This is a genomic window from Dellaglioa sp. CoH-57-MRSF-21 (assembly GCF_056781915.1).
Window position 1 is genome coordinate 105421 of the sequence record NZ_JBXAXU010000001.1, and the last position, 26991, is coordinate 132411.

Consider the following 26991-nt stretch of genomic DNA (forward strand, 5'->3'; position numbering starts at 1 on the left):
TGGGCAATTTAGTCGTGTAAGATTAAAAAAACATTAAAAAGAAAATAAAAATTTGTTGTTCGTGGACATTTGATGTATATTATAACGTATCGATAAAATTTTATAGTAGAAATAATTAATTTAGGGGGCACCAATTTTAATGAAAATGATTAAGAATGAATTTAAATTTGTTGGAAAGAATAGAATACTTCTAGTTTCAACAATTGTTATGATGCTTATTCCGATTCTGTATGCTGCTTTCTTCTTGAAATCAGTTTGGGATCCATATGGCAAAACAAGTGATTTACCAGTAGCAGTCGTTAATAACGATGAATCTGTTAAATATAATGGAACGACATTGGATGTTGGTGATCAACTTGTAAAAGAGTTGAAGAATAATGACCAATTGAAGTGGACATTCGTTTCTGCAAAACAAGCAAAACAAGGAATGAAAGACAACAAGTACTATACAACAATTACGTTGCCTAAAAACTTCTCTTCAAATGCTGCAACTTTAATGGATACAAATCCTAAAAAGATGAAAATCACGTACGATACTAATGCATCTCGTAACTACATTGGTGAAGTTATCAGTGAAACAGCAGCAAAACAATTAAATAGCCAAATTCGTGAATCAGTCACGAAAGCATATGCAACAGCTATTTTCGGCCAAGTTAAAACAATCGGTAAAGGCTTTAAGACAGCTGCAAGTGGTTCTAAAACATTGTCTGATGGTACAGTAACATTGAATGATGGCTTAAATAGCTACATTACTGGTGTAGGAACTGTTAATAATGGTGTTCAAACACTTTCAACTAGTGTTGTTCCATTAAAAAATGGTGTTCAAAAATTAGCAACAGGCGCTGGTTCTTTAAGTGCTGGATTATCAAAACTTAATAATAGTACAGGTACATTAGCTTCAGGTGTATCGAAACTAGATACTGGCTCAACAACATTAGCAAGTGGTGTAAAAGGTTATACTAATGGAGTTACTGAATTAAATAGTGGTTTGAGTCAATTAAGTTCAAATTCTCAAGCATTAAATGATGGAATAATTACCTTAAGAGGTGGTATTACAACAGTTCAAGCGGGTAACCAATCGTTAACTAAAAGCTTGAAGGAGTCTGCTGCAACTTTAGATACACAATTAAATAGTCCAGATTCACAAGCTGAAATGGCAAAATTAATGGCTGGATTTACAGCATTAGATTCAGGAATTTCTAAGTTGAATTCTGAATTAAATGGCACAAATGCGCCTAATATTGATGCTAAAAAATTAACAGCCGATTTAACTCAAATTGGAGCTAATACTAAACTTGTTGCCGCTAAAGCAACAGATGCTGGTTCACAATTGAGTGAATTAAATAATAGTCTTTATAGTACAACTAACGCATCCAGTGTTGCTGCACAACTTAAGGATGCGCAAAGTAATATGGGTGCTTTAGTTACCTTTGTAAAATCACCTGATTTTGCAGCTTTAGAGAAATCTAATCCAACGTTAGCAAAAAGTATTGCTGCTTCTGTTAATGGATTAGGAAGTAATCTTCAAACTGCTGGCACAAGTTTAGCAGCATCAGGTAATAATACAACAAAAATTAAAACAGATTTATCTGATATGACAACACCGTTGACTGATAACGGTGACAAATTAAAATCGATTCAAAAAGAATTAGCAGCTATTCAAGAATTACTACCTAAATTACAAGCATTAAAGGCGGGTGTTGCCGAGTTATCTGCTCAAGAACCACAAGTAACAGCAGGTGCTAAGAAAGCCATTGATAAACTAATGGCTGGATTAAATACTGTTAAAACTGGTTTAACGCAGACAGGTTCTGGCACAAAGGAAAGTCCTTATGGTGCTATCCAAGCAACAGACTTACTAAATGCTGGATTAGGTCAAATTATGGCTGGGTTAAATGGTACAGATAAAACTCCTGGCTTAATTCCAAGTGTACAAAAATACACTGCAGGTGTATTAAGTGCTAATAATGGTTCTAAAACATTAATTGGAAACAACAGTGCCTTAGTATCAGGCTCGAGTCAATTAAGTACTGGATTATCAACATTGAATGGATCAGTACCAACATTGACATCAGGAGTTAGTCAATTAGCTACTGGCTCAGGTACATTATCAAATGGTTTAGTAAGCTTGAATGAACAAGTACCAACACTTGTTGCTGGAGTTGATAAATTAGCTGCAGGGACTCAAAAATTAGATGATAACTCAGCTAAATTAGGTGATGGTTCTAAATCACTTAAAAAAGGGTCAAAAACATTAGCTACTGCTCTTAAAACAGGATCAGATACAGTTAATGGAATTAAAGCAACTAACAAGACAGCTAATATGTTTGCAGCACCTTCAGAATTGGAACATAAGAATTACAGTTATGTTCCTAACTATGGACATGCTTTAGCACCATATGTTCTTTCACTTGCATTATACGTTGGGGCAATCGTCTTTAACTTTGCATTCCCAATCCGTAAAATTTCAACTGAAGGTCAATCAGCAACAGCTTGGTTCTGGAGTAAAGTTGCTATTGGAACTGTCGTTGCCCTTGGTATGGCACTTGTTGAAGTTACAGGGATGCTTATGTTTGGATTACAAGCAGACCATATTGCTGAAACTTACTTAATTGCAACAGTATTCTCGTTAACATCGATGTATCTTGTTATGGCACTTGCTATGGCATTTGATAATCCTGGTCGATTCGTGGCCATGGTTCTCTTGATGTTACAATTAGGTGGCGCTGGTGGTACGTTCCCAATGGAAGTTACGAATAGCTTTTTTAATGCCATCCATCCATTCTTACCAATGACATACTCAACCTTAGGGTTCCGTGAGTCATTAACTTCTGGAATGGTTAGTGGACAAATTGGCATGAGCGTATTTGTTCTTGCAATCTTCGCTATCGTTTCATTAGTTCTATTATGGGTTGCTATGCAAATTCTTCAAAGAGTTGGACTTGCTGGTAAATCACAATTAGATGATAATCAAAAATTACAAGATTTAGAAAAATAGATTATTAAATAGAGTTACGCAAAATTAATTTTGCGGGCTCTATTTTTTTGATTGAATATATTTAGAATGGGTTAATTAAATTGAGGTTCTTAATCTTAGTCCTAATGGTCGTAATAATAACTAAAAAGCGGTATACTGTTACTATTAATATTTAAAACAATAGGAGGCCAAATTATGTTAAGTCATTTTGATGAAAAAAATGTTGAAGTTAACGAAAAAGGAATTCCATTTCCAGCTGATACACGTGTTAGTTTTGAAACAAATAACGAGTTCTTTACTGGTGTCGTTGAAAAACAACTAAAAAATTCGGCTATTATTAAATTCGATAAGGAATTTATTAAGAATGAAACAGCTGAAGAATTAAAACATAAAATTGTTGTTAGTTATGCAGGATTAGAATTAATTAAATAATCAGGATTAGAGATTAGCGTGCGTACTTAGCGCTAATCTCTTTTTTTAAATTAAACTAAAAGGGGGAAGTCAGAATGAATAGGTGGATCCAGAAATATCTAGATAAAGCTAGTTTGTTGGCCTCTCCCGTACAAATTGTTGTCTTTTACTATTTAGCATTGATTGTAGTAACAAGTATTTTATTATGCCTTCCGTTCTTCAAACAACCTGGTGCTAGTGTGCCATTTATTGATACAATATTCATGGCAGTCTCAACGGTTAGTGTTACAGGATTAACCACATTTCCGTTAGAGCAAGTCTATAACAATAACGGTATCATCTTACTAGAAATGCTTTTTCAAATAGGTGGTTTTGGTATAACAATGCTCTCAACGTTTATTATGGTAATTGCTGGTCGACGCATTGGGTTGCAACAACGCAGGCTAATTCAAACTGATATGAATCAACCGCATTTAAGTGGAAATGTTCGTTTAGTTTATTCAATTTTCGGCATTATGCTAGGGATTCAAGCTTTTTTTGGTGTGATATTTTCAATTTATTTATATGTACGTGATGGCTTTGAACATCTAGCTGCGTCAATTTTTGATGGCTTTTATATTGCAATATCTGCGTTAACAAATGCGGGATTTGACGTTACTGGGAAATCTATTATCCCTTATTCGAAAGATTACGTCTTTTTATTTTTAATTATGATTTTAATTTTTATAGGTGGTTTAGGATTTCCCGTTATTATTGAAATTTTAGCGTGGATCAAGGTTACGTGGTTCAAACCAGGACATAAAAAATTTAGATTTTCATTATTTACAAAATTAGCAGGTAGTTTTGCGATTGGATTTTTCTTTATTGGAACAATATTAATTTTCTTATCTGAACATAATGGTTATTTTGCACATAAGGATTTCGTTGAGAGAGTTATGACAGCTATGTTTTATAGTATTACAACGCGTAATGCCGGACTACAAATTAATCAAATTAGTGATTTTAATACGACAACCTTATTGATTTTTTCTATGTTAATGTTTATTGGTGCTAGTCCAAGTTCAGTTGGTGGTGGTGTTCGAACAACAACAATTGGGATTTTAGGATTATATTTGTTATCGTTTATTCGTGGACATAAGAATGTGAATATTTTTAATAGAAGGATTCATGAAAATGATATTCAAAAATCAGTAGTAGTTGTTAACCTATCGATATTTATGTGTTTAATCGCGGTCTTTATTTTAAGTATTACGGAGAATCATTCGTTGATTTCGCTGATTGTAGAAGTAACTTCTGCTTTTGGAACGACGGGATTATCAACGGGAATTACCAGTTCATTAAGCATTATCGGTAAAATGGTCATTATTATTTTGATGTTTGTTGGACGCGTAGGGATGTTATACATGTTAATATTCTTTGTTTCGAAAAAAGAACGGGATGAAAAGTATCGTTTTCCATCAGAACAGATCATTATTGGATAACTTTTTGATTAGAGTTACTAAATAATGAGTATTAAGAAACAGATGTATGCTATAATTTATATCGTTAAACCAACTTTATATTATTGGAGGACTATCGTGAAAGAAACAGAGAAACGCTGGCTCACAGTTCTTAAAATTGCGATGCCGCTTTGCCTGAGTTACGTCCCAATTGGACTCGCATGTGGTATTTTGTTGCATGCAGCAGGCTTCAATACGATATTAGCAGGATTAGTTTCCATACTTGTCTTTTCAGGTGGTGCACAGTTTTTAATTGCATCAATGTTGACGATTCAGTCGCCAATTCTTTCAATTGTTACTATGCTATTTTTCTTAGAATTACGGTATGCGTTATTAGGTGCTAGTTTGTCACAGTACATTCGAGGAACTAGTCGTAAGTTTTTATACATATTTGCGGCATCACTAAACGATGAAAATTACGCAGTAAACTATTTAAAATTTGCAACAGATAAAGAATGGAAACCAAAAGATGCCTTGATGGTTGAACATTATTCATTATTATTTTGGACGATGAGTAATATTGCAGGTAGTTTAATTGGTGCTGGGTTAAAAATTAATTTAAGCATTGTTGAATTTGCATTAACTTCATTATTTATTTACATGATAGTCATGCAACTTAAAAATTATCTCACAATTATTATTAGTATTCTTTCAGGTATTTTAGCAATTATTTTCATGTCATTGTTCCAAAGTACGATGGGATTAGTTGTAGCAACTTTACTAGCTTCCTTTGTTGGATTTATTATTGAACATGAAATTGTTAGAAAAGGTAAACGAAATAAATTATTAAATACGATTAAACCAAAAGCAAGTCGACATACAATAAGTAGAAAGTCTAAAGTTTCTGAGGAAAGTTAACTATGGAAATGACAACAATGGATCATTTTTTATTAATTATTTTATCTGCAATTGTTGCATATTTACCGCGATTTATTCCATTACGAATTTTTTCATCTCGAGAAATCCCAGAATGGTTTAATGAATGGATGAAGTATGTACCCGTTGCGTTATTTTCAGCATTAGTTTTTAAAGACCTTTTTATTGATTCAAGTTTTCAATTTGTGGGCGTAGATAACGTCACAAAATTAATAGCGGCTGTGGTTGTATTCGCAATCGCATATCGTACGAGATCAATGGGATTATCTGTTGTACTTGGACTTTGCGCTATTATGCTGTTGTCACTTATATTATAAATTAAGTAAATAAGAATTTAGTTTCTCTCAGGGACTAAATTCTTATTTTGAATAACGGTTGAAGGATGTTCCATGATATAATAACAGCGATATAAATATAGGGATAAGAGGTGTGGTTAAAATGAAAAAATGGGTATGGGGATTAGTTGCAGTTGTTATAGTAGGTATGTTTGGTGGCTACGGTTTAACGAAACATGCAGAAGCAAATAAAAATTATAATACAGCCATGAAGAACGGTAAAACTGCGATTCAAGATGCAGAATATACTGAGGCAGAAAATTATTTTGATGTCGCTTTAAAAAAGAAATCAAATGATGCGACTGCACAAGCTTACAAGACACAGGTGACACATTACAAGGCAGTAATTAACAAAACTGAAGATCGTCAGTATAGTAAAGCAAAGGATGCAATTAGCATCGTGCTAGCGGATCATGATGGATCAGCAGTCATTAAAAAACGAGCAACAAATTTGAAAAAAGAATTAACAACGGTTCTTGAAAAACGTGCGCTATTCATAAAAACATATAATGAAGCAATGAATTTAAATACAGAATATAGCTACACAGCATCAAACGATAAATTAACTGAAATCTTAAAAGATAGTAGTATTGATAAAAATTATTACTCAGATTTAAAGAAAAAAGCAACAGACTTACAACAAAAAAATGATAAGAATTTGGCAACGATTGGCTACCCAACAAGTAGTTCTTCAAGCAGTTCTTCAAGTAGTTCGAAAAGTTCAACACCATCATCTAAAAGTAGTGGTTATGGGTCGGAGTATAGTATACCAGAAATAAAAAACAATTCGTCAGCTACGTTGACGTCAGAAGAACAAGCCGCTGCATCATCGTATTCAGGTTCGAATGAATATACAACAAGTTCATCTAACATAGTAGATGGTAACGGTAAAGCAATTACAGCATCACGTATTAAGGCAGCACGAGACTCAATTAAATTTGCTGGTGTTAACCCTAACTCATTTAGTGATTCAGATGTTGTAAAAATTATTAAACAGGCTGTTAAAGAAACAACAAGTGTTAAAGCTATTGCAGCGCGAGATTACAAATAAATTAGTATTTTAAGAGTGTGATTCTAAATTTTAGGATTATGCTTTTTTCTTAACCTCCACTGAAAACGTTTACTTTTAATTTGGTGCAAAGTTATTATATAGTAGAAATAAGGGGGAATATGACATGTACTTAGCTGTTAAAGAGATTAAATATAATAAACTTCGGTATGGTCTGATTATTTTCACCATCTTTTTAGTTTCATATCTCATTTTTTTTTAACGGGATTGGCTTTTGGGCTTGCGAACAATAATCGGTCTTCAATTGATAATTGGGATGCGGATAACATTGTTATCAGTCAGTATGCGAATAATAATTTGGCATCTTCCGAGATACAAAAAGACTCACTTCCTAAGATTTCAGGGTCAAAATCAGACTACGCTTATTTAGGTCAAATGATGGGCGTTGCTAGTCGGAAAAACGAACCAAAAGCTAATATTAGTGTTTTTGGAGTTCAATTTAATCAATTTTTGAAGCCTAAATTAGTTCAAGGCAGAATGCCGCAGAAAGTTAACGAAGTAGTTGTTGATAATGGATTAGATGCCACTAAATTAGGCCAAAAAATAAAAATTAATAATGCGAAACAAGAATATAAAGTAGTGGGGATAACGACGGGTAATAAATACACAACAGCACCAGTTGTCTATTTACAATTAGCTGACTATCAAACGTTACGTTATGGCCCGGACAATCCGACTGAAAAAATTAATGCAGTTGTTTTAAAAAATTCAGCTAAAATTAAAAAAGATCAACAATTAGCGACATTAACAATGGACAAGGTGATTAACAACATACCGGGATATGGTCCAGAAGTGAAGACCTTTACGTTAATGATTGGCGCCTTATTTGTCATTATTGCGTTTATCGTAGGTATCTTTATGTATATTTTAACCATTGAAAAAACAGCCGTTTATGGCGTGTTACGTGCACAAGGAGTTTCTAGTGGGACTTTGGTTAAAAGCTTAATTTGGGAGTCGTCATTACTAGGTTTACTAGGAATTGGATTGGGTATTATTGCAGATGTGGCAACAGCGCTATCGTTACCAGCTGCCGTCCCATTTTTAAATAATGTCTTCTTAGTCGTAGGATTTTCGGTTATCTTATTATTGATGATCATTCTAGGATCACTATTCTCCATTTTTAAAATATTACGTGTTGATCCACTTGATGCAATTGGAGGTGTCTAAATGAGTTTAATGCAATTATCTGATGTTTCTAAAACATTTGGAAAAGGTGATAATAAAAAGTTGGCTCTTGATAATATTGATTTAGTTGTTGAGAAAGGGACGTTTATTGGCTTGACAGGTCCATCAGGATCTGGAAAAACAACGTTGCTGACCATTATGGGTGGATTACAAGGATTAACCGATGGAACAATTTATTTTAAAGATCAAGAGATCGGACAATTAAGCGAAAAAGAGCGAACTAGGTTACGATTTAATGAATTTGGGTTTATTTTACAAGGGTCTAATTTAGTCCCATTTTTAACCGTTTTAGAACAATTTGAATTAGTCAATAAAATGAAAACTAAAAAAGAAAGTCGTAATCCCGAAATGATGTTACGTGACTTAGGTGTATGGGACCAAAGAAATCAATATCCTGCTAGTCTTTCAGGTGGTCAAAGACAACGCGTTGCAATCGCTAGAGCATTATTTGGGCAACCGGAGCTCATCTTTGCTGATGAGCCAACGGCAAGCTTAGATAGCAAAAGAGCGAAGCAAGTTGCAGCCCAGCTAGCCGATATTACTAAAAAGACGGGACAAACGATTATTATGGTTTCACATGATGAAGATGTCTTGGCATATACAGACCAAACATTTTTTATGCGAGATGGACAGCTCACAAAAGAATGATTTTTAATGATAACGAAAAGAGAACCGCAATTGCGGTTCTCTTTTCGTTTAAAGTTTTACTATTTTAGTGGAGTCCATTTCCAGTTATTAACTTCTGGAAGATCATCACCATTTTCACGGATGTATGATTCATGTTTAGCAACCATAGCTTCCATTTCTTTAACAAATTTATCGCCTGCAGCGCCTAAGTTGCCAGCTTGTAAGACAGCATCTTTAGCAAGGTTGTAACGATCCATTTGGTTCAAGACACGCATATCGAATGGTGTAGTGATATCACCATTTTCACGGTAACCATGGATTGAAACATTGTGGTTATGACGATCATAGAAGATGTCACGAACCATAGCTTCGAAACCATGGAATGCGAATACGACTGGTTTATCAGTTGTAAAGTAACCGTCAAATTCTTCATCAGAGAAACCACGAGGGTCAATCTTAGGATGACGTAATTTTAAGATATCTACAATATTGATGAAACGAATCTTCAATTCTGGGAATGCTGAGTTTAAAAGACTAACAGCAGCTAAAGCTTCTAAGTTAGGTTCTGAACCAGCAGCAGCAATAACAAGATCAGCATCATCGCCCTTAGCAGTACTTGCCCAATCGATAACTTTCAAACCATTGTCAACAAGTTCTTGAGCTTCATCAGCTGAGTAGAATTGAGGACGTGGTTGTTTACTTGAAACGATTAAGTTAATAAGTTCTTCACTTTGAAGAGTCTTATTCATAACAGCTAATAAACTGTTAGAATCAGCAGGTGTATATTCACGGATAAATTCAGGTTTCTTATCAGCTAAATGACCAAGCATACCTGGATCTTGATGAGTATAACCATTGTGATCTTGTTGGAATACAGTTGATGTTGCAATAACATTCAATGATGGGTATTGTTTACGCCATGTTTGTTCTTTGGCTTTACGTAACCACTTGAAATGTTGTGTCAACATTGAATCAACGACACGTAAGAATGATTCATAACTAGCGAAGAAACCATGACGTCCAGTTAAGACATAACCTTCCATCCAACCTTCAGCTTGATGTTCTGATAATTGTGAATCAAGAACACGGCCTACAGGACTTTGCCATTCGTCGTTACCTTCTTTGATTGGTTCTAACCATTGACGGTTAGTAGCTTCAAAGATAGCATTCAAACGGTTTGATTTTGTTTCATCTGGTCCGAAGATACGGAAGTTTTTAGGGTTTTCTTCAATAATATCACGAGCGAAGTCACCGAAAATAATCATATCTTGTGCTGTAACAGCACCTGGAGTTGATGTATCAACAGCATTTTTCTTCCAATCAGGCATAACTAATTTTTGAGGATTAATACCACCGTTAGTAATAGGGTTCATTGCCATACGTTGGTTGCCTTTAGGTGCCATTTCTTTTAGTTCAGGAATTAATTGACCGTCTTTTGTAAATAATTCTTCTGGACGGTATGATTTCATCCATTTAACAAGAGCATCAACATGTTCCATGTGACGTTGGTCTACAGGAATTGGAACTTGATGAGCACGGAATGAGCCTTCGATTGGTTCGTTGTTCCAGACTTCTGGACCAGTCCAGCCTTTTGGTGTACGAACAATCATAACAGGCCATTTAGGCATTGTTGCTTCTTCAGCTGGGTGTTTGCGAGCTTCAGTTTGGATTGCTTTAATTTTTTCGATAGCAAGATCCATTTTTTTAGCCATTTCAGGATGGATGATCTCAGGATCAGTTCCTTCAACGAAAATTGGATCCCAACCCATACCTTCAAAGTATTTTGTTAAATCTGCATCAGATTTACGTGATAAAATTGTAGGATTTGAGATTTTGAAACCATTCATATCAAGGATTGGTAATACAGCACCATCATTAACTGGGTTAATGAAGACATTTGAGAACCAACTTGCTGCTAATGGTCCAGTTTCTGATTCACCATCACCAATTACTGTAGCAGCAATTACGTCAGGGTTATCAAGAATAGCACCAGCGGCATGAGATAATGAATAACCTAATTCGCCACCTTCATGGATTGATCCTGGTGTTTCAGGAGCAGCATGAGAAGCGACACCACCTGGGAATGAAAATTGTTTGAACAATTTTTGCATACCAGTTAAGTCTTCAGTGATTGTTGGGTAGATTTCTGTATAACTACCATCAAGGTAAGCATTAGAAACCATAACTTGGCCACCATGACCAGGTCCTTCAATATAGAACATGTTTAAGTTATATTTATTAATTGCACGGTTTAAATGAGCGTAAATAAAGTTTTGGCCTGAGATTGTTCCCCAATGACCAATAGGGTTAACTTTGATGTCTTCAGGTACGACTTCAGTTTGTAATAATGGATTTTGTTTTAAATAAAGTTGTCCAACTGAAAGGTAGTTTGCTGCACGCCACCAAGCATCAACTTTATCTAAATATGATTTAGATGAAAAATCAGTTTCTGTCATAGTTACACACTCCTATATGTTTTATTTGCTAAAGTTATAGCGCTTTCTATATGTTCATAATAACAAACATTAAATAAAAGTCAATCATTTAATTCATTGGAACGTACCAATTATTTTAAAAAGTAAATAAAAAGCCGTTAAATAGCCTATTTAACGGCCATGAAAGTATTAAATTTAGAAAATTTATAATGAAATCTCATACTTGAATATTCAAATGGGGTACCATTATCTAAGAAGAAAATACCATCCATTATACTAACTGGTTCAGTTGGTTTTAAATTTAAAAGTTTTTGATCATTTTCGTCTGATGGTTCAGCGTAGATTGAAAGCGACGATTTAGTAACTGATTGATTCTGAATATCCTCCAAATAATTAAAAATTGATCCTTTAACAATTGTTTGAGATAAATTAGGAACAATCTTAATTGGAATATAGCCTGTTTCAATCATAAAAGGCGTTTTTTCAAATAAACGTAAGCGAACAATCTTGTAGACAAAATCATCTGTGTCTAAGAAAAGATTGCGTTGTAAATCTTCTGAGGGCGCAATAACTTCAAAACTTAGTACTTTAACTTTAGGGCTTTTACCATTCATTTCAAATCCGTCTGTAACACCTAAGTTAGAGCCTTCATAATTAAAAACGGTTTTATTTTTTAAATATAAGGGATTAATGAAGGTGCCGGAACCGCGTTTTTTAAAAATAATACCGTCGTTAGCCATTTGGCTAAGAGCTCGTTTTACTGAACTACGACTAATTTTATAAGTTTCACTCAAACTACGTTCATCAGGGAGTTTCATGTCGGGAAATTCATCTGCAGCGATTCTTTTTTTAAGTTTACTAATCAGTTGTTTGTAAATTAATTCAGCCATACAAGAGTACTCCTTTCGTAGAGTCAATCTTCATAGTTAACCATAAGTTTTAATAGACGACAAGTCGTCAACTTTCCGGAGAGATAATTATTTTAGAACAAAAAGGTAAGAATTACAGACATTTTAGTAAATATTTTGTACAATGAAGACTATAGTTAAAGGAGTGTGTCTATTGGAAATTTGGCAAAGTTTTATTGAAAATATTAAGTTACGTAGATTTGTTGTACTTTGTGTAATTATGGGTGTTATTTTTCTTGCGAAAGATGTCATTAGCATTGTTCTATTAACTTTTATATTTACATATTTAGTAGTCCGATTGATAAATGTTATTCAAAGACATTCATCAATTAATAGTCGAATAATTGTTATAGGAGTATATCTGGCAATTATCGCGCTGCTTTATTTGGCAGTTACTAAGTATTTTCCTATTTTAGTTTCGCAAACAGTTTCAATGGCACATTATGTGATTAATTTTTATCGTCATCCAGGTAAAGATACAAATCTTGTGATGGAATGGGTACTTAAATCTATTGGTAAATCTCAAATTGTGCCACAATTAAAAAGTAGTTTTACGCTTGTATTTCAATATATAACGAGCATTGGTTTTATGGCAGCAACATTTTTATTATCGCTTATTTTAAGCTTCTTTTATACGATTGAAAAAGATCAGATGACACATTTCTCAAAAAACTTTTTATCAAGTGATTTTGGTTGGTTTTTCCAGGATATTTACTTCTTTGGTGAAAAATTTGTTAAATCATTTGGTGTCGTTATTGAAGCACAATTCTTTATCGCAACTGTTAATACAGTTATTACTGTGATTGGGTTGTACTTCATGCATATGCCACAGCTCTTGCCTTTAGGAATATTAATTTTCTTATTAAGTTTAATTCCAGTCGCAGGGGTATTAATTTCATGTATTCCATTAAGTTTAGTTGGTTATTCGGTTGGTGGCGTACGTGATGTGGTTTACATCTTAATTATGTTAATGGTCGTTCATTTATTAGAATCATATGTATTAAATCCTAAATTTATGTCAAGTCGGACAGAACTACCTATATTCTTTACATTTGTAATCTTGTTAGTCAGTGAAGAATTATTTGGAACGTGGGGCTTGATTGTCGGAATTCCCATTTTCACATTCTTCTTGGATATCTTGGGTGTGAAGTCAATTCCTGGATCTAAAGGACGGATTGGTAAAATTAAAGGAATAAGGAAGGATAGTCAAACTGATGGTAAAGAAAAATAAATTTTTAGCTGATTTTAGAGTGAATAGAAAAAATACAAATTCAGTTAAATGGGATAGTTTAAAAGAGCAATATGGCGATGATAAATTATTGCCACTGTGGGTTGCAGATATGGATTTTAAAGCACCTAAAGCCGTAACTGATGCTTTAATAGCACGGGTACAACATGGTGTTTTTGGTTATTCAACAATTCCTGATTCATATTATGATGCCTTTTTTGATTGGCAACAATCTCGCTATGGGATTGAACTGCATAAGGAATGGATGAGATTTGGAACAGGGGTTGTAAATTCATTATATCAATTAGTCGATTTAATGACGGAACCAGGTGATAGCGTCTTAGTTCAAACACCAGTATATTACCCTTTTTATAGTGCAATTGAAGATAATAACAGACGTATCGTACGAACACCTTTGAAACATGAAAATAATCAATATGAAATGGATTTTGAAGCAATTGAACGAGATATGAAAGCTAATCACGTTAAATTACTTATTCATTGTTCACCGCATAATCCAGTTGGTCGCGTCTGGACTGAAGCTGAACTGACACAACTCTTTGAAATTTGTCGTGAAAATAAAGTGATGGTAATTTCGGATGAAATTCATCAAGATTTAATTGTGGGAAAAAAACCATTTGTATCAGCTTTATCAATAGACGAAGGTCGTTATCGAGATAATATGGTTGTCGTTAATGCTCCCTCAAAAACATTTAATTTAGCTGCTTTACAAAACTCGCATATCATTATTCCAAACGCGCAATTACGAGCTAAGTACGATAAAATGGTACAGCGTTTGAACAAACCTGAGGGTAGTTTAATGGGATGTGTTGCTGGAGAGGCGGCTTATCGTTCAGGAGCAGTTTGGTTAGATGAAATTCTGAGTATCGTAAGGACCAATTATTTAGAAGTCAGCCACCAATTAGTCAATAAATTTCCAGAAATTAAAATTAGTGAACTAGAAGGCACATACTTGATGTGGATTGACCTTTCAGCATATGTAAATCCCAGTCGGATGAAAGAATTTATTCAGAATGAGTGTGGCTTAGCTATTGATTATGGACAATGGTTTAGTGAAGAAACGCCAGGCTTTATTCGAATGAATTTGGCAACTGATTTAGGAACGGTTCAAACAGCTGTTGATCAGTTGTTAAAGGGACTCAAAAGTGCAAAGCTAAATCGCTTAAATTAGACTATTAATTTATTTCATTTCAGTGTAAAATAAACCAGTAAACTAAAAATAGAAAAAGAGGATTTTATCTTATGGCAAAATTAGTATTTATTCGTCACGGACAAAGTGAATGGAACTTATCTAACCTTTTCACAGGTTGGGTAGATGTTAACTTGAGCGAACAAGGCGTTGCTGAAGCACAAGCAGCTGGTAAAAAGATTAAAGAAGCTGGAATCGAATTTGATCAAGCTTATACATCTGTTTTAACACGTGCTATTAAAACATTACATTACGCACTTGAAGGTTCAGACCAATTATGGGTTCCTGAAATCAAATCATGGCGCTTAAATGAACGTCATTATGGTGCATTACAAGGCCAAAACAAAGCCGAAGCAGCAGAACAATTCGGTGAAGATCAAGTTCTTGTATGGCGTCGTTCATACGATACATTACCTCCACTTTTAAGCGCAACTGATGAAGGTTCAGCAGCTAACGATCGTCGTTATGCTGATTTAGATCCTAAAGCTATCCCAGGTGGCGAAAACTTAAAAGTTACTTTGGAACGTGTTATTCCTTTCTGGGAAGACGAAATCGCTCCTAAATTACTTGAAGGCAAAAATGTAATCGTTGCTGCACATGGTAACTCATTACGTGCCCTTACAAAATACATTGAAAACATCTCTGATGCAGACATCATGGGCGTTGAAATGGCAACTGGCGAACCAGTTGTTTACGATCTTGATGACAAATTAAACATCGTAAGCAAAATTAAACTTTAATATTAATAAAAAACCTGATGACAATTTTATGTCATCAGGTTTTTTTGTATTAGTCAATAATTGGCGAAAAAGTCGGTAGTTTTAGCAGTTAAAACCAGAAAGCGCTTGCCAAAGCAAATAATATGTATTATATTGATGTAATCGAATACACATTCTATTTGATAAATATATCAAAGAAATGAAGGAGAAACGTTATGGCAAAAGTTATTACTGTTTTGGGCTCAACTAATATTGATAAGGTTGTTTCTGTACCCCGTTTCGCAACTAGCGGCGAAACTTTACACACACCAAATCATCAAGTTGAAGCAATGGGTGGAAAAGGATTGAACCAAGGTGTTGCCGCTGCACGTTCTGGTGCAAAGACTAACATGATTACAAAAGTTGGTAAAGAATTTGATACCTCAAAGAATATGAATGTTGAAAACTTAAGCACTGAACATGTGATTGTTTCAGATACTGAAGAAACTGGACAAGCTTATATTACTGTTTCAGCCGAAACAGGCGATAATATTATCCATATTTATGGTGGCGCTAATGCTGATATGACACCAGCTGATGTACGCGCACATGAAGCTGCCATTGCTGAATCAGATTTTTTGATTGCGCAATTAGAAATTCCAACAGAATCAGTTATTGAAGGTTTCAAGATTGCACGCGAACATGGTGTTAAAACAATTTTGAACCCAGCTCCAATGCCTGAAAATGGTGGACTACCAGCTGAATTATTAGAATTAACTGATATTATTACACCAAATGAACATGAAACATTCTTATTGACTGGGATAGAAGTGACTGATGAACATTCAATGATACACAATGCTGCGTACTATTTTGAACGTGGAATTAATACCGTAATCATTACAATTGGCTCAGAAGGTTCTTTCTACATGCGTGATAATGGTGAAGAAGGAGTCGTTCCAGCATTTAAGGTTAAGGCTGTTGATACAACTGCTGCCGGCGATACTTTTATTGGTGCTACAGCAACACGTTTACATGCTAATTTAGATAATTTAGCTGAAGCTATGCGTTATGGATCAGCTGCTTCATCTGTAACGGTGTCACATGCTGGTGCACAACCAAGTATTCCAACTGAATCTGCTGTATTAGCTGTTTTGGATGCTAATAAATAAATTTAAATTGTTGAATGGGAGATAAATTATGCGTAAAACTAATCTTTTGAATACAAAATTATCAAATGCTATTTCTGAAATTGGACATACACAATGGTTAACAATTGGTGACTCAGGCCTACCAATTAAGGATGATGGACGTAAAATTGATCTTTCAATCGTACGTGGATTACCATTATTTATTGATGTTTTAGCTGCAACACTTTCTGAAATGAAAATTCAAAAAGCTTTTTTAGCTGAAGAAATTAAAACGGTTAATCCTGAACAATATGCTGCTATCAAGGCTTTATTAGATGATGATGTTGAAGTTGTTTTCATTTCACATGATGAATTGAAATCGATGAGTCGTGATGATAATAATATTGCTACAGTACGAACAGGTGAAATCACACCATTTTCAAATATCGTTTTGGAATCAAATGTTGATTTTGAAGGCGAAGCAATTAAATAGTTATTAATATAAGGATAGGATGATATAAAAATGAATATGTTAGGATTATTTTTCTCACTTTTAGCAATTATTGGTTGGAGTGCATATCCAACTTTAGTATCATATTTTGGCGGTAAACCAGTTCAAGGTATTTTTGGAGCAACATGGGGAACTTTGATTGTTGCAATCGTCCTTTCATTAGTCATGGGAATGCCCATGTTACAAGGTTCTAATTTTTGGTTAGCATTTTTCTCAGGGGCAGCTTGGGCCTTTGGAAATGTTTTAACTATTATGGCTTTTGGGATGAAAGATCAGGATGGAAATGCTTTAGGTTCTGCTAAAGCAATGCCAATCTCAACAGCTTTCCAAATTACAGCAAATGTAGTTTGGGGTGTTGTAATGCTTGGTAACTGGGGTCCAGTTTCATCAAAATTATATGGATTCATCGCTGTATTTGTTATCTTGGTTGGAGCTTATATGACAACTTATCAAGAAAAGAAATCAGCTGGAAATAAAGAACTACTTACAAAGGCAGTTGGTGTCTTATTGATTGCCCAAGTTGGTTATTCATTATATGGTATCCTTCCACAATATACTAAAAATACTGATGGTATGCATATGTTTTTAGCACAAGCTATCGGGATGGCAGCATTTGGATTAATTCTTGGAATTTATGAATTAACGAAAAATAAAAATAACATTTTTACACAAAGTGTTACGTACAAACAAATTTTTTCTGGTTTCTTCTTTGCAATGGCAGCATTGGGTTATTTAGTTTCAGCTCAACCTGCAATGCTTGGATTGGCAACTGGATTCGTCCTTTCACAAGTTTCAATTGTTGGAGCAACGATTTCAGGAATTGTCGTTATGCGCACTAAAAAAACGGGTAAAGAATGGTTAGTTATTATTATTGGTCTTATACTAATTGTAATTGCGGCTTCTGTAACAGTTTTCTTAAAAAACTAGATAAAATTAATTTTAAAACCTTGATAACAATACTATGTTATCAAGGCTTTTTGTTATTATTTGATTTAAAATGTCATAAAATGATAAAAAAATAAACATTAACTAGAACTCACTATGATATTTAAAACCTACTTTCCGATTCAAGTTATAAAAGTCAAAATAATTGTAATTATCAGTTTAGGTGCTAGGATTGGACTTATAAATAAGATAATAGGAGGAATCATCATGGGGGATTTAACAACAAATGAAGGTCAAACATGGGCGAATAATCAAAATTCACAAACAGCTGGGGCTCGTGGACCGGTTTTAGTTCAAGATTACCAATTACTAGAAAAATTGGCACATTTTAATCGAGAACGTATTCCAGAAAGAGTGGTCCATGCAAAAGGGGCAGGGGCTAAAGGCTATTTTGAATTAACTAGAGATATGAGTGATTATACTATGGCAGGTCTTTTCAATGGTTTGGGCAAGAAAACGCCAGTCATAACCCGTTTTTCACAAGTAGCTGGTGAGGCAGGTTATCCGGATACTTATCGAGATGTACGAGGATTTGCAGTAAGATTTTATACAGATGAAGGTAACTACGATATTGTGGGTAATAATACGCCCGTTTTCTTTATTAATGATGCTTTGAAATTCCCAGATTTTATACATTCCCAAAAGCGTGACCCAAAAACGCATGCTAGAAGTCAGGATATGCAGTGGGATTTCTGGTCGTTATCACCTGAAACAGTTCACCAAGTAACAATGCTTATGAGTGATCGTGGGATCCCTGCTAGTTACCGAATGATGCACGGTTATGGAAGTCATACTTTTAAATGGGTAAACAAGCAAGGTGAACAATTTTGGGTTAAATATCATTTCAAAACAAACCAAGGTGTTCATAATTTAAGTAATGAGGTTGCTGAAGAATTAAGAGGAAAAGATTCTGATTACTTACAAAATGATTTGTATAATGCGATTGAGGATCAAGATTACCCCAGTTGGACAGTAGCCGTACAAATTGTGCCTTACAAAGCAGGATTAGCCTATCCGCAAGATATCTTTGATGTTACGAAAGTTATTTCGCAAAAGGACTATCCATTAATTGAAATTGGCCAAATGGTTTTAGATGAAAATCCAAAAAATAATTTTGAAGATATTGAAGAATTAGCATTTTCACCAGCTAACTTCGTTCCAGGAATTGAAGCCTCACCAGATAAATTACTCCAAGGACGCTTATTTGGTTATAAAGATGCTGCAAGATATAGATTAGGTGCTAACTATGAACAATTGGCAACTAACCGTCCTAAAAATGAGGTTCATAATTATGAACGAGATGGTTTAATGGCGCAAAATCAGAACGGTGATGTTAACTATGAGCCCAACAGTTTAGGTGGACCTGAAGAAAATCGCCATGCAGAAGTTCATGGTGATACATTGGATGGAAAAGTAGGCAACTATTCAGTAAATGAGGATTATTATACTGCTGCCGGTAAATTATATCGATTGTTACCTACTGATGAAAAAGCACGTTTAATTGAAAATATTAAATTAAATCTGGGACAAGTTAAAGATATTGAGATAAAGATTCGTGAAACTAAACAGTTTTATCAAGCTGATAAGGAATACGGAACACGTGTCGCAGAAGCATTAGGGTTAGAACTAAGCTTAATTAAATAATTCTTTCGGTGTATTAAAATGTTTAACAAAAAAAAGGAATAAATCACTGTAATCAAACAGCGATTTATTCCTTTTTTTTGTGTTGTTTACATGCCGTGTTCTAAAAGATACTTGTAAGAAATATCTGATAAATCGGGTGAGATACGGACACGATGCAAGGTGAATAGTCCTTGGCTTTCATTAGCGAGTCCTGGTAATGTCGTTAGACCAAGTTTGTAGCCTGCATCTTTAGCAAGTTTAGCGGTCTGGTTATTGAAGCGACCAACTGGATAACAAATAATTGATGTCTCTTGATGAAATTTATTGTTTAGCCATTTTTTCGAATTCTTAAATTCAAAAGTTTGTTGTGCATCGGTCATCTGATTAAGTTCCTCATGATGGACAGTATGACTTTGAATACTTACTAAACCTGATTTTCGCATCTCGTTCATTTGTGGCATAGTTAGTTTGTTTATGTGGCCAAAGTGGCTTGTAATATAGTTGATGGTTGCTTTTTGATGATATTTTTTGAGAGCAGGATAAGCTTTTTCATAGTTATCCTTGTAACCATCATCAAAAGTAATCCAAACAATTTTATTAGCAGGTTTTTTATGTGTTTTAAAAACTTCGATAGCTTCAGCAGGTGATAACGTGTAGTAACCATTTTTTTTAAGCCACTGCATTTGATGGGCAAATTGTGCTTCAGGAATACGAAGTGAATTTCCAACAGAAATACTATGATACATTAAAATTGGAAATTCGGTCTGGCCCTTAAATGATTTCCAATGCGAACTGTCTATTTTAGTATTTGAAATGAGCTTATTTTTCTTAATAGTTTTCTTGGGTAAAGATGAACTTACCTTTTTAGAGCTATTTTTTTGGTGATTAGTATTGGAAACGGAGTGAGAATTTTGAATGAAAAAGAATAATGAACCAATAGAGACGATTAGGACTAAGAATAATAAGATAAACCAACCTTTTTTATGTTTTAACATGATGAACTCCTTTTATGAGAAACGATACTATCTAATTTACCACGCTAAGGTAGTAAGATTCAATTTTTACGCGGATAAAGTCAATAAATGTAAAAAAAGGTAAGGCTATGATAGTATAAAGTACATATTAAATATTTAATTGGGGGAAAATATGCGTAGAACATTTCATTTTTTAAATCAAAGTTATAAGGAATTTTTTCAACACTGGAAATTGTATTTTATTTTAGTAGTTGTTACTAATTATATTTTATCTGCAGTGGTACAACCAATCTTAACTTGGGTGGTAAGCCAGATACTTAGTAGTAACCAAGTCGAATATTTAACCTATACTAACATTATTTCGGTTATTGAGGATAAACCTATATTATTAATTGAGTTTATCCTTGTTATATTAGTTATATTAAGTATTGTTTATATTCAAATGTCTTTCATGATCAGGGGTATTCAAGCTATTCGTTATGATTTAAAAATTGAATTTAAGTCATTATTAAAACAATCAATTCATGACGTTTTAGAGTTACGTCCTTTAACAGCGTTGCTCGTTATTTTTTACTTCGTTTTAATTTTACCATTTGGACAAGTCTTATTTACATCTACTTTATTAAATAAGGTGACTATTCCAGATTTTATTCTTCAAGATATGTGGACAAGTCCAGCTATCTGGGGCCCAATACTTTTAGTCTATGGTGTAGCATTTTTCTTCTCTATCCGATTAATTAGTTTTATTCCAACTATGTTGTTTAGTTCAGAAAAAAGAATCGGTCATTTAATTAAACAAAGTTGGGAAGCTGGACGTGGCAAATTTTGGATAACCGTCACAAAAGGATTAGTAATTACGGCTTCTATAGCTTTTATATCAGGAATTGTTCAAATTAGTTTGTTCCTAATTCAGAACTATGTAGATAATCATTTTCAAAATCAAGCATTTATGATTGTGATGTTTAATCTGTTTATTTTGGAAATTTTAGGACAAATCGTATTAGCTTTAAGTGTGACTATGTTGTTAGGTATTGCGCTAGATGTTTTTGAAGAACAACAACCGCATTTGAAACCCGTTCAAGAAACATTCTATAAAGAGAAACGCTTTATTAAATTACAGAAAGTTAGTGTCGTTGTTCTCCTGATACTAGTTGCAGGGACAGCTTCTATTTATAATTATGTTTACTTAAAGGGGATGCTAAATGACTATCCAGTTCTTATTTCTCACCGTGGAGTTGATGATGGAAATGGTGTACAAAATACCATTCCTGCCTTAGAAAAAACAGCTAAAGAGAAACCTGATTACATCGAAATGGATATTCAAGAAACAAAAGACCATAAATTTGTTGTTATGCATGATCCAAATTTGGAAAATTTAGCGAATGTTAATCGGACAGTACATGATTTAACATTATCCGAGTTAACAGCATTAACTGTTCGTGAAAATGGTTATTCAGCTAAAATTCCAAGTTTCGATGAATATTTAAAGGCAGCAGAGAAGAATCATCAAAAATTATTAGTTGAAATCAAAGTATCTCCGCAAGATAGTCCCAATATGACTAAAAACTTTGTTAAAAAATATCAAAAAAGACTATTAGCTGATAAGGATCGAATTCATTCTTTAAGTTATGATGTTGTTTCACAAGTAAAAAAACAAGCACCAAAGCTTTATATCAGTTTTATTATTCCATATAATATATCATTTCCAGAAACACCAGCAAATGCGTACACTATGGAAGCTACAACTCTAGATGACTCATTTGTGAGCAAGGCACATGATAAGAACCAGGATGTCTATGCTTGGACTGTAAATGATGAAACGATTATGCAAAAGATGTTATTTATGAACGTTGATGGTATTATTACGGATGACTTTGGTACACTTAAACAAGTTGTTCAAGCTAATAATGATCATCCAAGTTATGCAAGTAAATTATCAATATTCTCAAATAGATTAACGGGAATTAGCATAACAATCGATAATTAAATTAGTTAGGTTAGGAAACATAAATTAGAAAAGATTACTATAGATTAGTAGTCTTTTTTAATTTTGTCTAGATGTTAACGTTTACACTATTTAGGTGGCATGCTATGCTTAAGTTGCTACTAAACTGAAATCAGAGGAGTGTCTAGTAAGTATGATTAAAATTATCGCATCAGATATGGACGGCACGTTATTAAATAATGAAAATAGTATTTCGAAGGGTAACGCAGCGGCTATTAAGAAGGCTCAAGAAATGGGAGTGACTTTTGTTGTTGCCACTGGACGAAGTTATGATGAGGTAAAACCCTTAATTGACGCAGCAGGTATTAGTGCACCGATGATTAATTATAATGGGGGCGCTACGGTAACTGAGGAAGGCAAACAAATTAATAGTTTTCCAATATCAAAAAAAGAGGCACAAAAACTCATTAAATTTTTGAAGAATGAACATGCCTTTTTCAAAGTTATGACGTCAAAAGGTGTTTATTCAGATGATCCTCTTAAATATGATGAAGCGGTTATCAAATTAAACTTAAATCCTATTCATTATATAGACGATTACAGTGAAATTATTGATGATTCTGAAATAGATTTGTTTAAATTTCTTATTCGAAAAACGGATGAATCAGATGACTTATCTGTTTTAAAAAATAAAATTGAAGAAAATGAAACACTCATTGTGACTTCTTCAGGGGATAATAATCTTGAAGTTAATCATGTTAATGCACAAAAAGGGATTGCGTTGAAAAAATTTGCTGATAGTATGGGTATTCCTATGTCAGAAGTGATGGCAATTGGCGATAATTTGAATGATATATCGATGTTAAAAGCTGCAGGTATCAGTTATGCAATGGAGAATGGTCATCAAATTAATAAAGATATTTCTAATCATCATGCAAAAAAGAATGATGAAGATGGTGTTGGATTAGCTATTTTAGAACAATTAGCTCAAAAATAAGACAAAAGGACTAAATCCCATTTACGGGATTTAGTCCTTTTGTCTTAATATTTAATCAGCAATTAAATCACCAGCAGTTGGGCCAGCATCTAATTTGTAAATACGTTCAACATCAATGATGACAGCATAGTACATTTTTGGTAAATGGCGTTCTTCACCAAATTTAACAGCATCGTCAAAAATTTTACCGGAATCAATTAAATGTGCTGTGCCTTCAAACCGGAAGCCTTTTAGATTAGGACGATCTATAACAGCAACAGCTGCACGGCCATTATTTTGAAGATTGTGTAATGCATGTTTAGCTGTTTCTTCATTATAAATCAAATGCGTATCATCAAAAACACGCATTGATCCTTTAGGACCAACTTGTGGGAACCCATTTTCATCTACGGTTGAAAGAAAATTAAGTTGTTCAGGAATCATTTTTTTCATATCTTCTGTTAATTTTGCCATTATAAAATCTCCTTTTTATTTACTTATTATAAGTAAAACTTATCATGATTAAGGTATATTGGCAAAATATTAGCTTTACAAAAAACTTGCAAATAGGGCTAAAAAAACTATACTTATATGAGTCTAATAGTGATTTCTAAAAGGACTTCGAAGAAAGACGCTAAAGTGATATGTATAGATTATTAATTTTAACAGTACTAATGAGTCGTAATATGTCAGGATATAAGTTACGATTGGTATTGGAAAAATGGTCGTCCATGATTCTAAATGGAATGAAACTTATTGCTTTAAAATATGTGGTATGAATTATATTGGTGTAGTGGAGCAAATTAAAGATATACAAAAGGAGAATAAAAAATGAAAAAAGCAACAAATCGTTGGGTAGCATTGTTCGCTATGAGTTTAGGTGTTTTTATGGGCCTTTTAGATGTTACTGTTGTAAATGTTGCTTTACCAAGTATGGCAGTTGATTTTAAAACAACATTTAGTGATTTACAATGGATATTAAATGCATATACGTTAATGTATGCAGTCAGTTTATTAATTGTTTCAAAATTAGGTGATATGTTTGGACGAAAAAAAGTCTTCATCGCTAGTACAATTTTGTTTACGATTGCATCTGTTGTAAATGGGCTTGCACCAAACTTATTAGTTCTTGATTTTGGTCGAGCAGTTCAAGCAATTGGTGGTTCAGGAATGATGAGTTTATCAATGGCGTTAGTTGCGTCTAACTTTGAAGGCCGAGAACGTGGGACAGCACTTGGTATTTTAGGATCAGTTATTGGATTCTCAACAGCAATCGGACCTTTAGTTGGTGGATTTTTAGTTGAGAACTTTGGTTGGCCTTCAATTTTCTTTGTTAATCTACCGGTCGGTATCATTGCGATTTATTTGGTTATTAGAAATGTTAAAGAAACACCTGCATATGGCGCTGGGGAATCGATTGATTTTATAGGAATGATTCTTTCAGCAGTTGGATTATTTGCTGGTATTTATGGCTTAATTCAAAAAGAACAACATATGCATTGGGCTTGGACTGATATGCATGTTATGGGATGGTTAATTGCATCAATTTTAATCTTAACTGCCTTTGTTTTTGTAGAGTTAAAAGTTAAATCGCCAATGATGAATTTAACATTATTAACAAATCGTCATTTTGTTGGTGTTGTAATTCTTGCATTTGCACTTGGTGCTGGTATCTTTGCGTTAGCCGCTTATCAAACAAGTTTAATGCAAAATTATATGGGATATTCAGCCTTTTCCACGGGATTACATCAACTACCTATGAGTTTATGGTCGCTTGTCTTAGGTCCTTTTACAGGAGTTCTAGGATACAAGTTTGGTAAAAAGTGGATGATTTCACTTGGATTTATCGTTGCCTCACTTGGTTTATTTACGTTTAGCCAGGTAACAACAACGGACTTTACCTACATGCAATTACTTCCGCTTCTTGTATTAACTGGATTGGGTAACGCTATTATTAATCCGATGATTAATACTGCTGCTATGGATAATATTAATCCAAAAGAAATTGGCATGGCATCTGGTTTATTGAATGTTTTTCGTCAAATTGGAATAACAGTAGGCGTTGTAATTCTTGGTTTAGCACAAACTAAAGCATATGAATCAAGTTTGAGCACTGGTTTTAGTGATAGTCATATTCCTAGTGTAGCTGCAACGGGTATTCAGCAAGCCTTAGTAAATGCAGGAGCATTTTCTGGACATATGGTTGCGTGGAGTCAAAAAATAATAGCGACTCCTTATGCTGATAAAGTTCAAAAGATTGTTTTAACAGCTTTTGATAAAGGCATGATTCAAGTTGTTTTAACATCATTGGTCATTATGATTATTGGAATTCTAGCAGCAGTCTTTTTATTAAGAGAAACAAAAAGTGTCGATCAAAAATTAGATAAATAAAAAAACTTTTTTTATGTCATTAGGTTTATAAGAAGTGAAAGCTGTCATTTAAAATTTTGAGTGGCTCTTTAATGATACCGATATATTTCTGAAGCGTAAGACTCCTAATAGTATCGCTGTTTATAACAAGGCGTATGATAAAATAATATTAATTTAAAAATAAATCATCCAATAAAAGGGAGATTAGTAATGACGAAAATAATTCCTAAGGTTTTAACAATTGCTGGTAGCGACGCAAGTGGTGGCGCTGGTATGGAAGCAGATTTGAAAACATTTGAAGAGTTTGGAACTTATGGTATGGTTGCGCTAACTTCAATTGTTACCATGAATCCAGATGCTGGATGGGCACATAACGTAACTGTTATGGATGCTGAATTAGTAAAAGCACAGTTGAAAACGACAGGTGCCGGCGGAGATATTGCTGCAATGAAAACAGGGATGCTTGGTAGTGTTGCAATTACAGAAGTAGCTCGTGAAAGCATTTTAGAAAAAGAGATTAAGAATGTTGTGATTGATCCTGTTATGGTTTGTAAAGGTGAAGATGAAGTATTAAATCCAGAAGCAGCTGATGCTATCCGTGATTTATTGATCCCAATTGCGACAGTCACAACGCCTAATTTGTTTGAAGCTGGTGTTTTATCTGGAATGGGAACTTTGAAATCACTTGACGACATGAAACAAGCAGCTATTAAGATTCATGAGTTAGGTGCAAAAAATGTCGTTGTTAAAGGCGGTAAAGCTCTTAAGGGTGAAAAGGCGCTTGATTTATTTTATGATGGAACTCAATTTGAGGTTTTAGAAACTGAAAAGATAACGCCTGCTTATAATCATGGAGCAGGATGTACATTTGCAGCGGCCATAACTGCGGGCCTTGCAAACGGATTGTCAGTTAAAGAAGCTGTCTATAAAGCAAAAGATTTTGTAACTGCTGGAATTAAATCAGGTTTTGCATTTAATGAATACGTAGGCCCTTTATATCACGCTGCTTACCGTTTAAATAAATAGGTACTAGAGACTCACTTTTATTTTGTATAAAAA

The 26991-nt window shown here is 34.0% G+C and carries 24 protein-coding genes; 20 read left to right on the top strand and 4 right to left on the bottom strand.

Going from position 1 to position 26991, the window contains the following annotated elements; genetic code table 11:
* Positions 1-139 precede the first annotated feature (139 nt).
* The 8 genes from AC1RPQ_RS00525 to AC1RPQ_RS00560 all read left to right on the top strand — a co-directional run bounded on the left by AC1RPQ_RS00525 (position 140) and on the right by AC1RPQ_RS00560 (position 9000).
* Positions 140-2998, top strand: a complete 2859-nt coding sequence (locus AC1RPQ_RS00525) for a YhgE/Pip family protein (RefSeq protein WP_481761060.1) — start codon at positions 140-142, stop codon at positions 2996-2998.
* Between the two features lie 174 nt (positions 2999-3172).
* Positions 3173-3409, top strand: a complete 237-nt coding sequence (locus AC1RPQ_RS00530; protein ID WP_409021814.1) for a hypothetical protein — start codon at positions 3173-3175, stop codon at positions 3407-3409.
* 74 nt (positions 3410-3483) lie between these two features.
* The gene (locus tag AC1RPQ_RS00535; protein WP_481761059.1) at positions 3484-4869 is read left to right on the top strand and encodes a TrkH family potassium uptake protein; all 1386 of its coding nucleotides are present in this window, start codon (positions 3484-3486) and stop codon (positions 4867-4869) included.
* A gap of 96 nt (positions 4870-4965) precedes the next feature.
* Positions 4966-5745: an AzlC family ABC transporter permease gene (locus AC1RPQ_RS00540; protein ID WP_481761058.1), complete on the top strand. Its 780-nt coding sequence runs from the start codon at positions 4966-4968 to the stop codon at positions 5743-5745.
* A gap of 2 nt (positions 5746-5747) precedes the next feature.
* Positions 5748-6080, top strand: coding sequence for an AzlD domain-containing protein (locus AC1RPQ_RS00545; RefSeq protein ID WP_409021810.1), 333 nt, complete (start codon positions 5748-5750; stop codon positions 6078-6080).
* A gap of 121 nt (positions 6081-6201) precedes the next feature.
* Positions 6202-7149 (top strand): hypothetical protein, encoded by a 948-nt coding sequence (locus AC1RPQ_RS00550; protein ID WP_481761057.1) that lies wholly within the window; start codon positions 6202-6204, stop codon positions 7147-7149.
* A gap of 225 nt (positions 7150-7374) precedes the next feature.
* Positions 7375-8334, top strand: a complete 960-nt coding sequence (locus AC1RPQ_RS00555; protein ID WP_481761056.1) for an ABC transporter permease — start codon at positions 7375-7377, stop codon at positions 8332-8334.
* Positions 8335-9000 carry an ABC transporter ATP-binding protein gene (locus tag AC1RPQ_RS00560; RefSeq protein ID WP_481761055.1) on the top strand — a complete coding sequence of 222 codons (666 nt, stop codon included), beginning with the start codon at positions 8335-8337 and terminating at the stop codon, positions 8998-9000. It begins immediately after the preceding gene.
* Positions 9001-9059: 59 nt separating this feature from the next.
* Here AC1RPQ_RS00560 and AC1RPQ_RS00565 read toward each other — a convergent pair whose 3' ends face one another.
* Positions 9060-11435: a phosphoketolase family protein gene (locus tag AC1RPQ_RS00565; RefSeq protein WP_481761054.1), complete on the bottom strand. Its 2376-nt coding sequence runs from the start codon at positions 11433-11435 to the stop codon at positions 9060-9062.
* 146 nt (positions 11436-11581) lie between these two features.
* Entirely contained in the window at positions 11582-12304 is a 723-nt protein-coding gene (locus tag AC1RPQ_RS00570) for a GntR family transcriptional regulator (RefSeq protein WP_481761053.1), read from the bottom strand.
* A gap of 172 nt (positions 12305-12476) precedes the next feature.
* On the opposite strand from AC1RPQ_RS00570, the gene AC1RPQ_RS00575 reads away from it, so the two are divergent.
* The 7 genes from AC1RPQ_RS00575 (at position 12477) to AC1RPQ_RS00605 (ending at position 19688) form a co-directional block, all read left to right on the top strand.
* On the top strand, positions 12477-13553 hold the full coding sequence (locus AC1RPQ_RS00575) for an AI-2E family transporter (RefSeq protein WP_481761052.1): 1077 nt from the start codon (positions 12477-12479) through the stop codon (positions 13551-13553).
* Positions 13537-14742 (top strand): MalY/PatB family protein, encoded by a 1206-nt coding sequence (locus tag AC1RPQ_RS00580; RefSeq protein ID WP_481761051.1) that lies wholly within the window; start codon positions 13537-13539, stop codon positions 14740-14742. Before AC1RPQ_RS00575 ends, AC1RPQ_RS00580 begins: the two co-directional genes overlap by 17 nt.
* 71 nt (positions 14743-14813) lie before the next feature.
* Positions 14814-15500, top strand: coding sequence for a 2,3-diphosphoglycerate-dependent phosphoglycerate mutase (locus tag AC1RPQ_RS00585; protein ID WP_409021802.1), 687 nt, complete (start codon positions 14814-14816; stop codon positions 15498-15500).
* A gap of 194 nt (positions 15501-15694) precedes the next feature.
* Positions 15695-16630, top strand: coding sequence for a ribokinase (gene rbsK / locus AC1RPQ_RS00590; protein WP_481761050.1), 936 nt, complete (start codon positions 15695-15697; stop codon positions 16628-16630).
* Between the two features lie 28 nt (positions 16631-16658).
* The gene (gene rbsD / locus AC1RPQ_RS00595; protein ID WP_409021800.1) at positions 16659-17081 is read left to right on the top strand and encodes a D-ribose pyranase; all 423 of its coding nucleotides are present in this window, start codon (positions 16659-16661) and stop codon (positions 17079-17081) included.
* A 30-nt stretch (positions 17082-17111) separates the two neighbouring features.
* Entirely contained in the window at positions 17112-18026 is a 915-nt protein-coding gene (locus tag AC1RPQ_RS00600; RefSeq protein WP_481761049.1) for a GRP family sugar transporter, read from the top strand.
* Positions 18027-18248: 222 nt separating this feature from the next.
* Positions 18249-19688 carry a catalase gene (locus tag AC1RPQ_RS00605; RefSeq protein ID WP_481761145.1) on the top strand — a complete coding sequence of 480 codons (1440 nt, stop codon included), beginning with the start codon at positions 18249-18251 and terminating at the stop codon, positions 19686-19688.
* Positions 19689-19774: 86 nt separating this feature from the next.
* Here AC1RPQ_RS00605 and AC1RPQ_RS00610 read toward each other — a convergent pair whose 3' ends face one another.
* Positions 19775-20662: a polysaccharide deacetylase family protein gene (locus AC1RPQ_RS00610; RefSeq protein ID WP_481761048.1), complete on the bottom strand. Its 888-nt coding sequence runs from the start codon at positions 20660-20662 to the stop codon at positions 19775-19777.
* Positions 20663-20813: 151 nt separating this feature from the next.
* Between AC1RPQ_RS00610 and AC1RPQ_RS00615 the strand changes: the two genes are divergently transcribed.
* Positions 20814-22628, top strand: a complete 1815-nt coding sequence (locus AC1RPQ_RS00615) for a glycerophosphoryl diester phosphodiesterase membrane domain-containing protein (RefSeq protein ID WP_481761047.1) — start codon at positions 20814-20816, stop codon at positions 22626-22628.
* A 151-nt stretch (positions 22629-22779) separates the two neighbouring features.
* Positions 22780-23583, top strand: a complete 804-nt coding sequence (locus AC1RPQ_RS00620; protein ID WP_481761046.1) for a Cof-type HAD-IIB family hydrolase — start codon at positions 22780-22782, stop codon at positions 23581-23583.
* Positions 23584-23634: 51 nt separating this feature from the next.
* Here the strand turns inward: AC1RPQ_RS00620 and AC1RPQ_RS00625 are convergent, their stop codons facing one another.
* A complete protein-coding gene (locus tag AC1RPQ_RS00625; protein WP_481761045.1) occupies positions 23635-24036 on the bottom strand; it encodes a pyridoxamine 5'-phosphate oxidase family protein in 402 nt (133 codons plus the stop codon).
* A 170-nt stretch (positions 24037-24206) separates the two neighbouring features.
* Between AC1RPQ_RS00625 and AC1RPQ_RS00630 the strand changes: the two genes are divergently transcribed.
* The 3 genes from AC1RPQ_RS00630 (at position 24207) to thiD (ending at position 26958) form a co-directional block, all read left to right on the top strand.
* Positions 24207-24341: a hypothetical protein gene (locus AC1RPQ_RS00630; RefSeq protein ID WP_481762167.1), complete on the top strand. Its 135-nt coding sequence runs from the start codon at positions 24207-24209 to the stop codon at positions 24339-24341.
* Positions 24342-24393: 52 nt separating this feature from the next.
* Positions 24394-25953, top strand: coding sequence for an MFS transporter (locus AC1RPQ_RS00635; RefSeq protein ID WP_481761044.1), 1560 nt, complete (start codon positions 24394-24396; stop codon positions 25951-25953).
* Positions 25954-26142: 189 nt separating this feature from the next.
* Positions 26143-26958 carry a bifunctional hydroxymethylpyrimidine kinase/phosphomethylpyrimidine kinase gene (gene thiD / locus AC1RPQ_RS00640; protein ID WP_481761043.1) on the top strand — a complete coding sequence of 272 codons (816 nt, stop codon included), beginning with the start codon at positions 26143-26145 and terminating at the stop codon, positions 26956-26958.
* The last annotated feature ends 33 nt before the right edge of the window (positions 26959-26991 follow it).

Coding starts and splice junctions, on each gene's coding strand:
- AC1RPQ_RS00620 (WP_481761046.1), top strand. CDS start 22,780: ATGATTAAAATTATCGCATCAGATATGGACGGCACGTTATTAAATAAT.
- AC1RPQ_RS00630 (WP_481762167.1), top strand. CDS start 24,207: ATGTATAGATTATTAATTTTAACAGTACTAATGAGTCGTAATATGTCA.
- AC1RPQ_RS00580 (WP_481761051.1), top strand. CDS start 13,537: ATGGTAAAGAAAAATAAATTTTTAGCTGATTTTAGAGTGAATAGAAAA.
- AC1RPQ_RS00600 (WP_481761049.1), top strand. CDS start 17,112: ATGAATATGTTAGGATTATTTTTCTCACTTTTAGCAATTATTGGTTGG.
- AC1RPQ_RS00545 (WP_409021810.1), top strand. CDS start 5,748: ATGGAAATGACAACAATGGATCATTTTTTATTAATTATTTTATCTGCA.
- AC1RPQ_RS00615 (WP_481761047.1), top strand. CDS start 20,814: ATGCGTAGAACATTTCATTTTTTAAATCAAAGTTATAAGGAATTTTTT.
- AC1RPQ_RS00565 (WP_481761054.1), bottom strand. CDS start 11,435: ATGACAGAAACTGATTTTTCATCTAAATCATATTTAGATAAAGTTGAT.
- rbsK (WP_481761050.1), top strand. CDS start 15,695: ATGGCAAAAGTTATTACTGTTTTGGGCTCAACTAATATTGATAAGGTT.
- AC1RPQ_RS00535 (WP_481761059.1), top strand. CDS start 3,484: ATGAATAGGTGGATCCAGAAATATCTAGATAAAGCTAGTTTGTTGGCC.
- AC1RPQ_RS00635 (WP_481761044.1), top strand. CDS start 24,394: ATGAAAAAAGCAACAAATCGTTGGGTAGCATTGTTCGCTATGAGTTTA.
- AC1RPQ_RS00525 (WP_481761060.1), top strand. CDS start 140: ATGAAAATGATTAAGAATGAATTTAAATTTGTTGGAAAGAATAGAATA.
- rbsD (WP_409021800.1), top strand. CDS start 16,659: ATGCGTAAAACTAATCTTTTGAATACAAAATTATCAAATGCTATTTCT.
- AC1RPQ_RS00625 (WP_481761045.1), bottom strand. CDS start 24,036: ATGGCAAAATTAACAGAAGATATGAAAAAAATGATTCCTGAACAACTT.
- AC1RPQ_RS00550 (WP_481761057.1), top strand. CDS start 6,202: ATGAAAAAATGGGTATGGGGATTAGTTGCAGTTGTTATAGTAGGTATG.
- AC1RPQ_RS00560 (WP_481761055.1), top strand. CDS start 8,335: ATGAGTTTAATGCAATTATCTGATGTTTCTAAAACATTTGGAAAAGGT.
- AC1RPQ_RS00570 (WP_481761053.1), bottom strand. CDS start 12,304: ATGGCTGAATTAATTTACAAACAACTGATTAGTAAACTTAAAAAAAGA.
- AC1RPQ_RS00530 (WP_409021814.1), top strand. CDS start 3,173: ATGTTAAGTCATTTTGATGAAAAAAATGTTGAAGTTAACGAAAAAGGA.
- AC1RPQ_RS00585 (WP_409021802.1), top strand. CDS start 14,814: ATGGCAAAATTAGTATTTATTCGTCACGGACAAAGTGAATGGAACTTA.
- thiD (WP_481761043.1), top strand. CDS start 26,143: ATGACGAAAATAATTCCTAAGGTTTTAACAATTGCTGGTAGCGACGCA.
- AC1RPQ_RS00610 (WP_481761048.1), bottom strand. CDS start 20,662: ATGTTAAAACATAAAAAAGGTTGGTTTATCTTATTATTCTTAGTCCTA.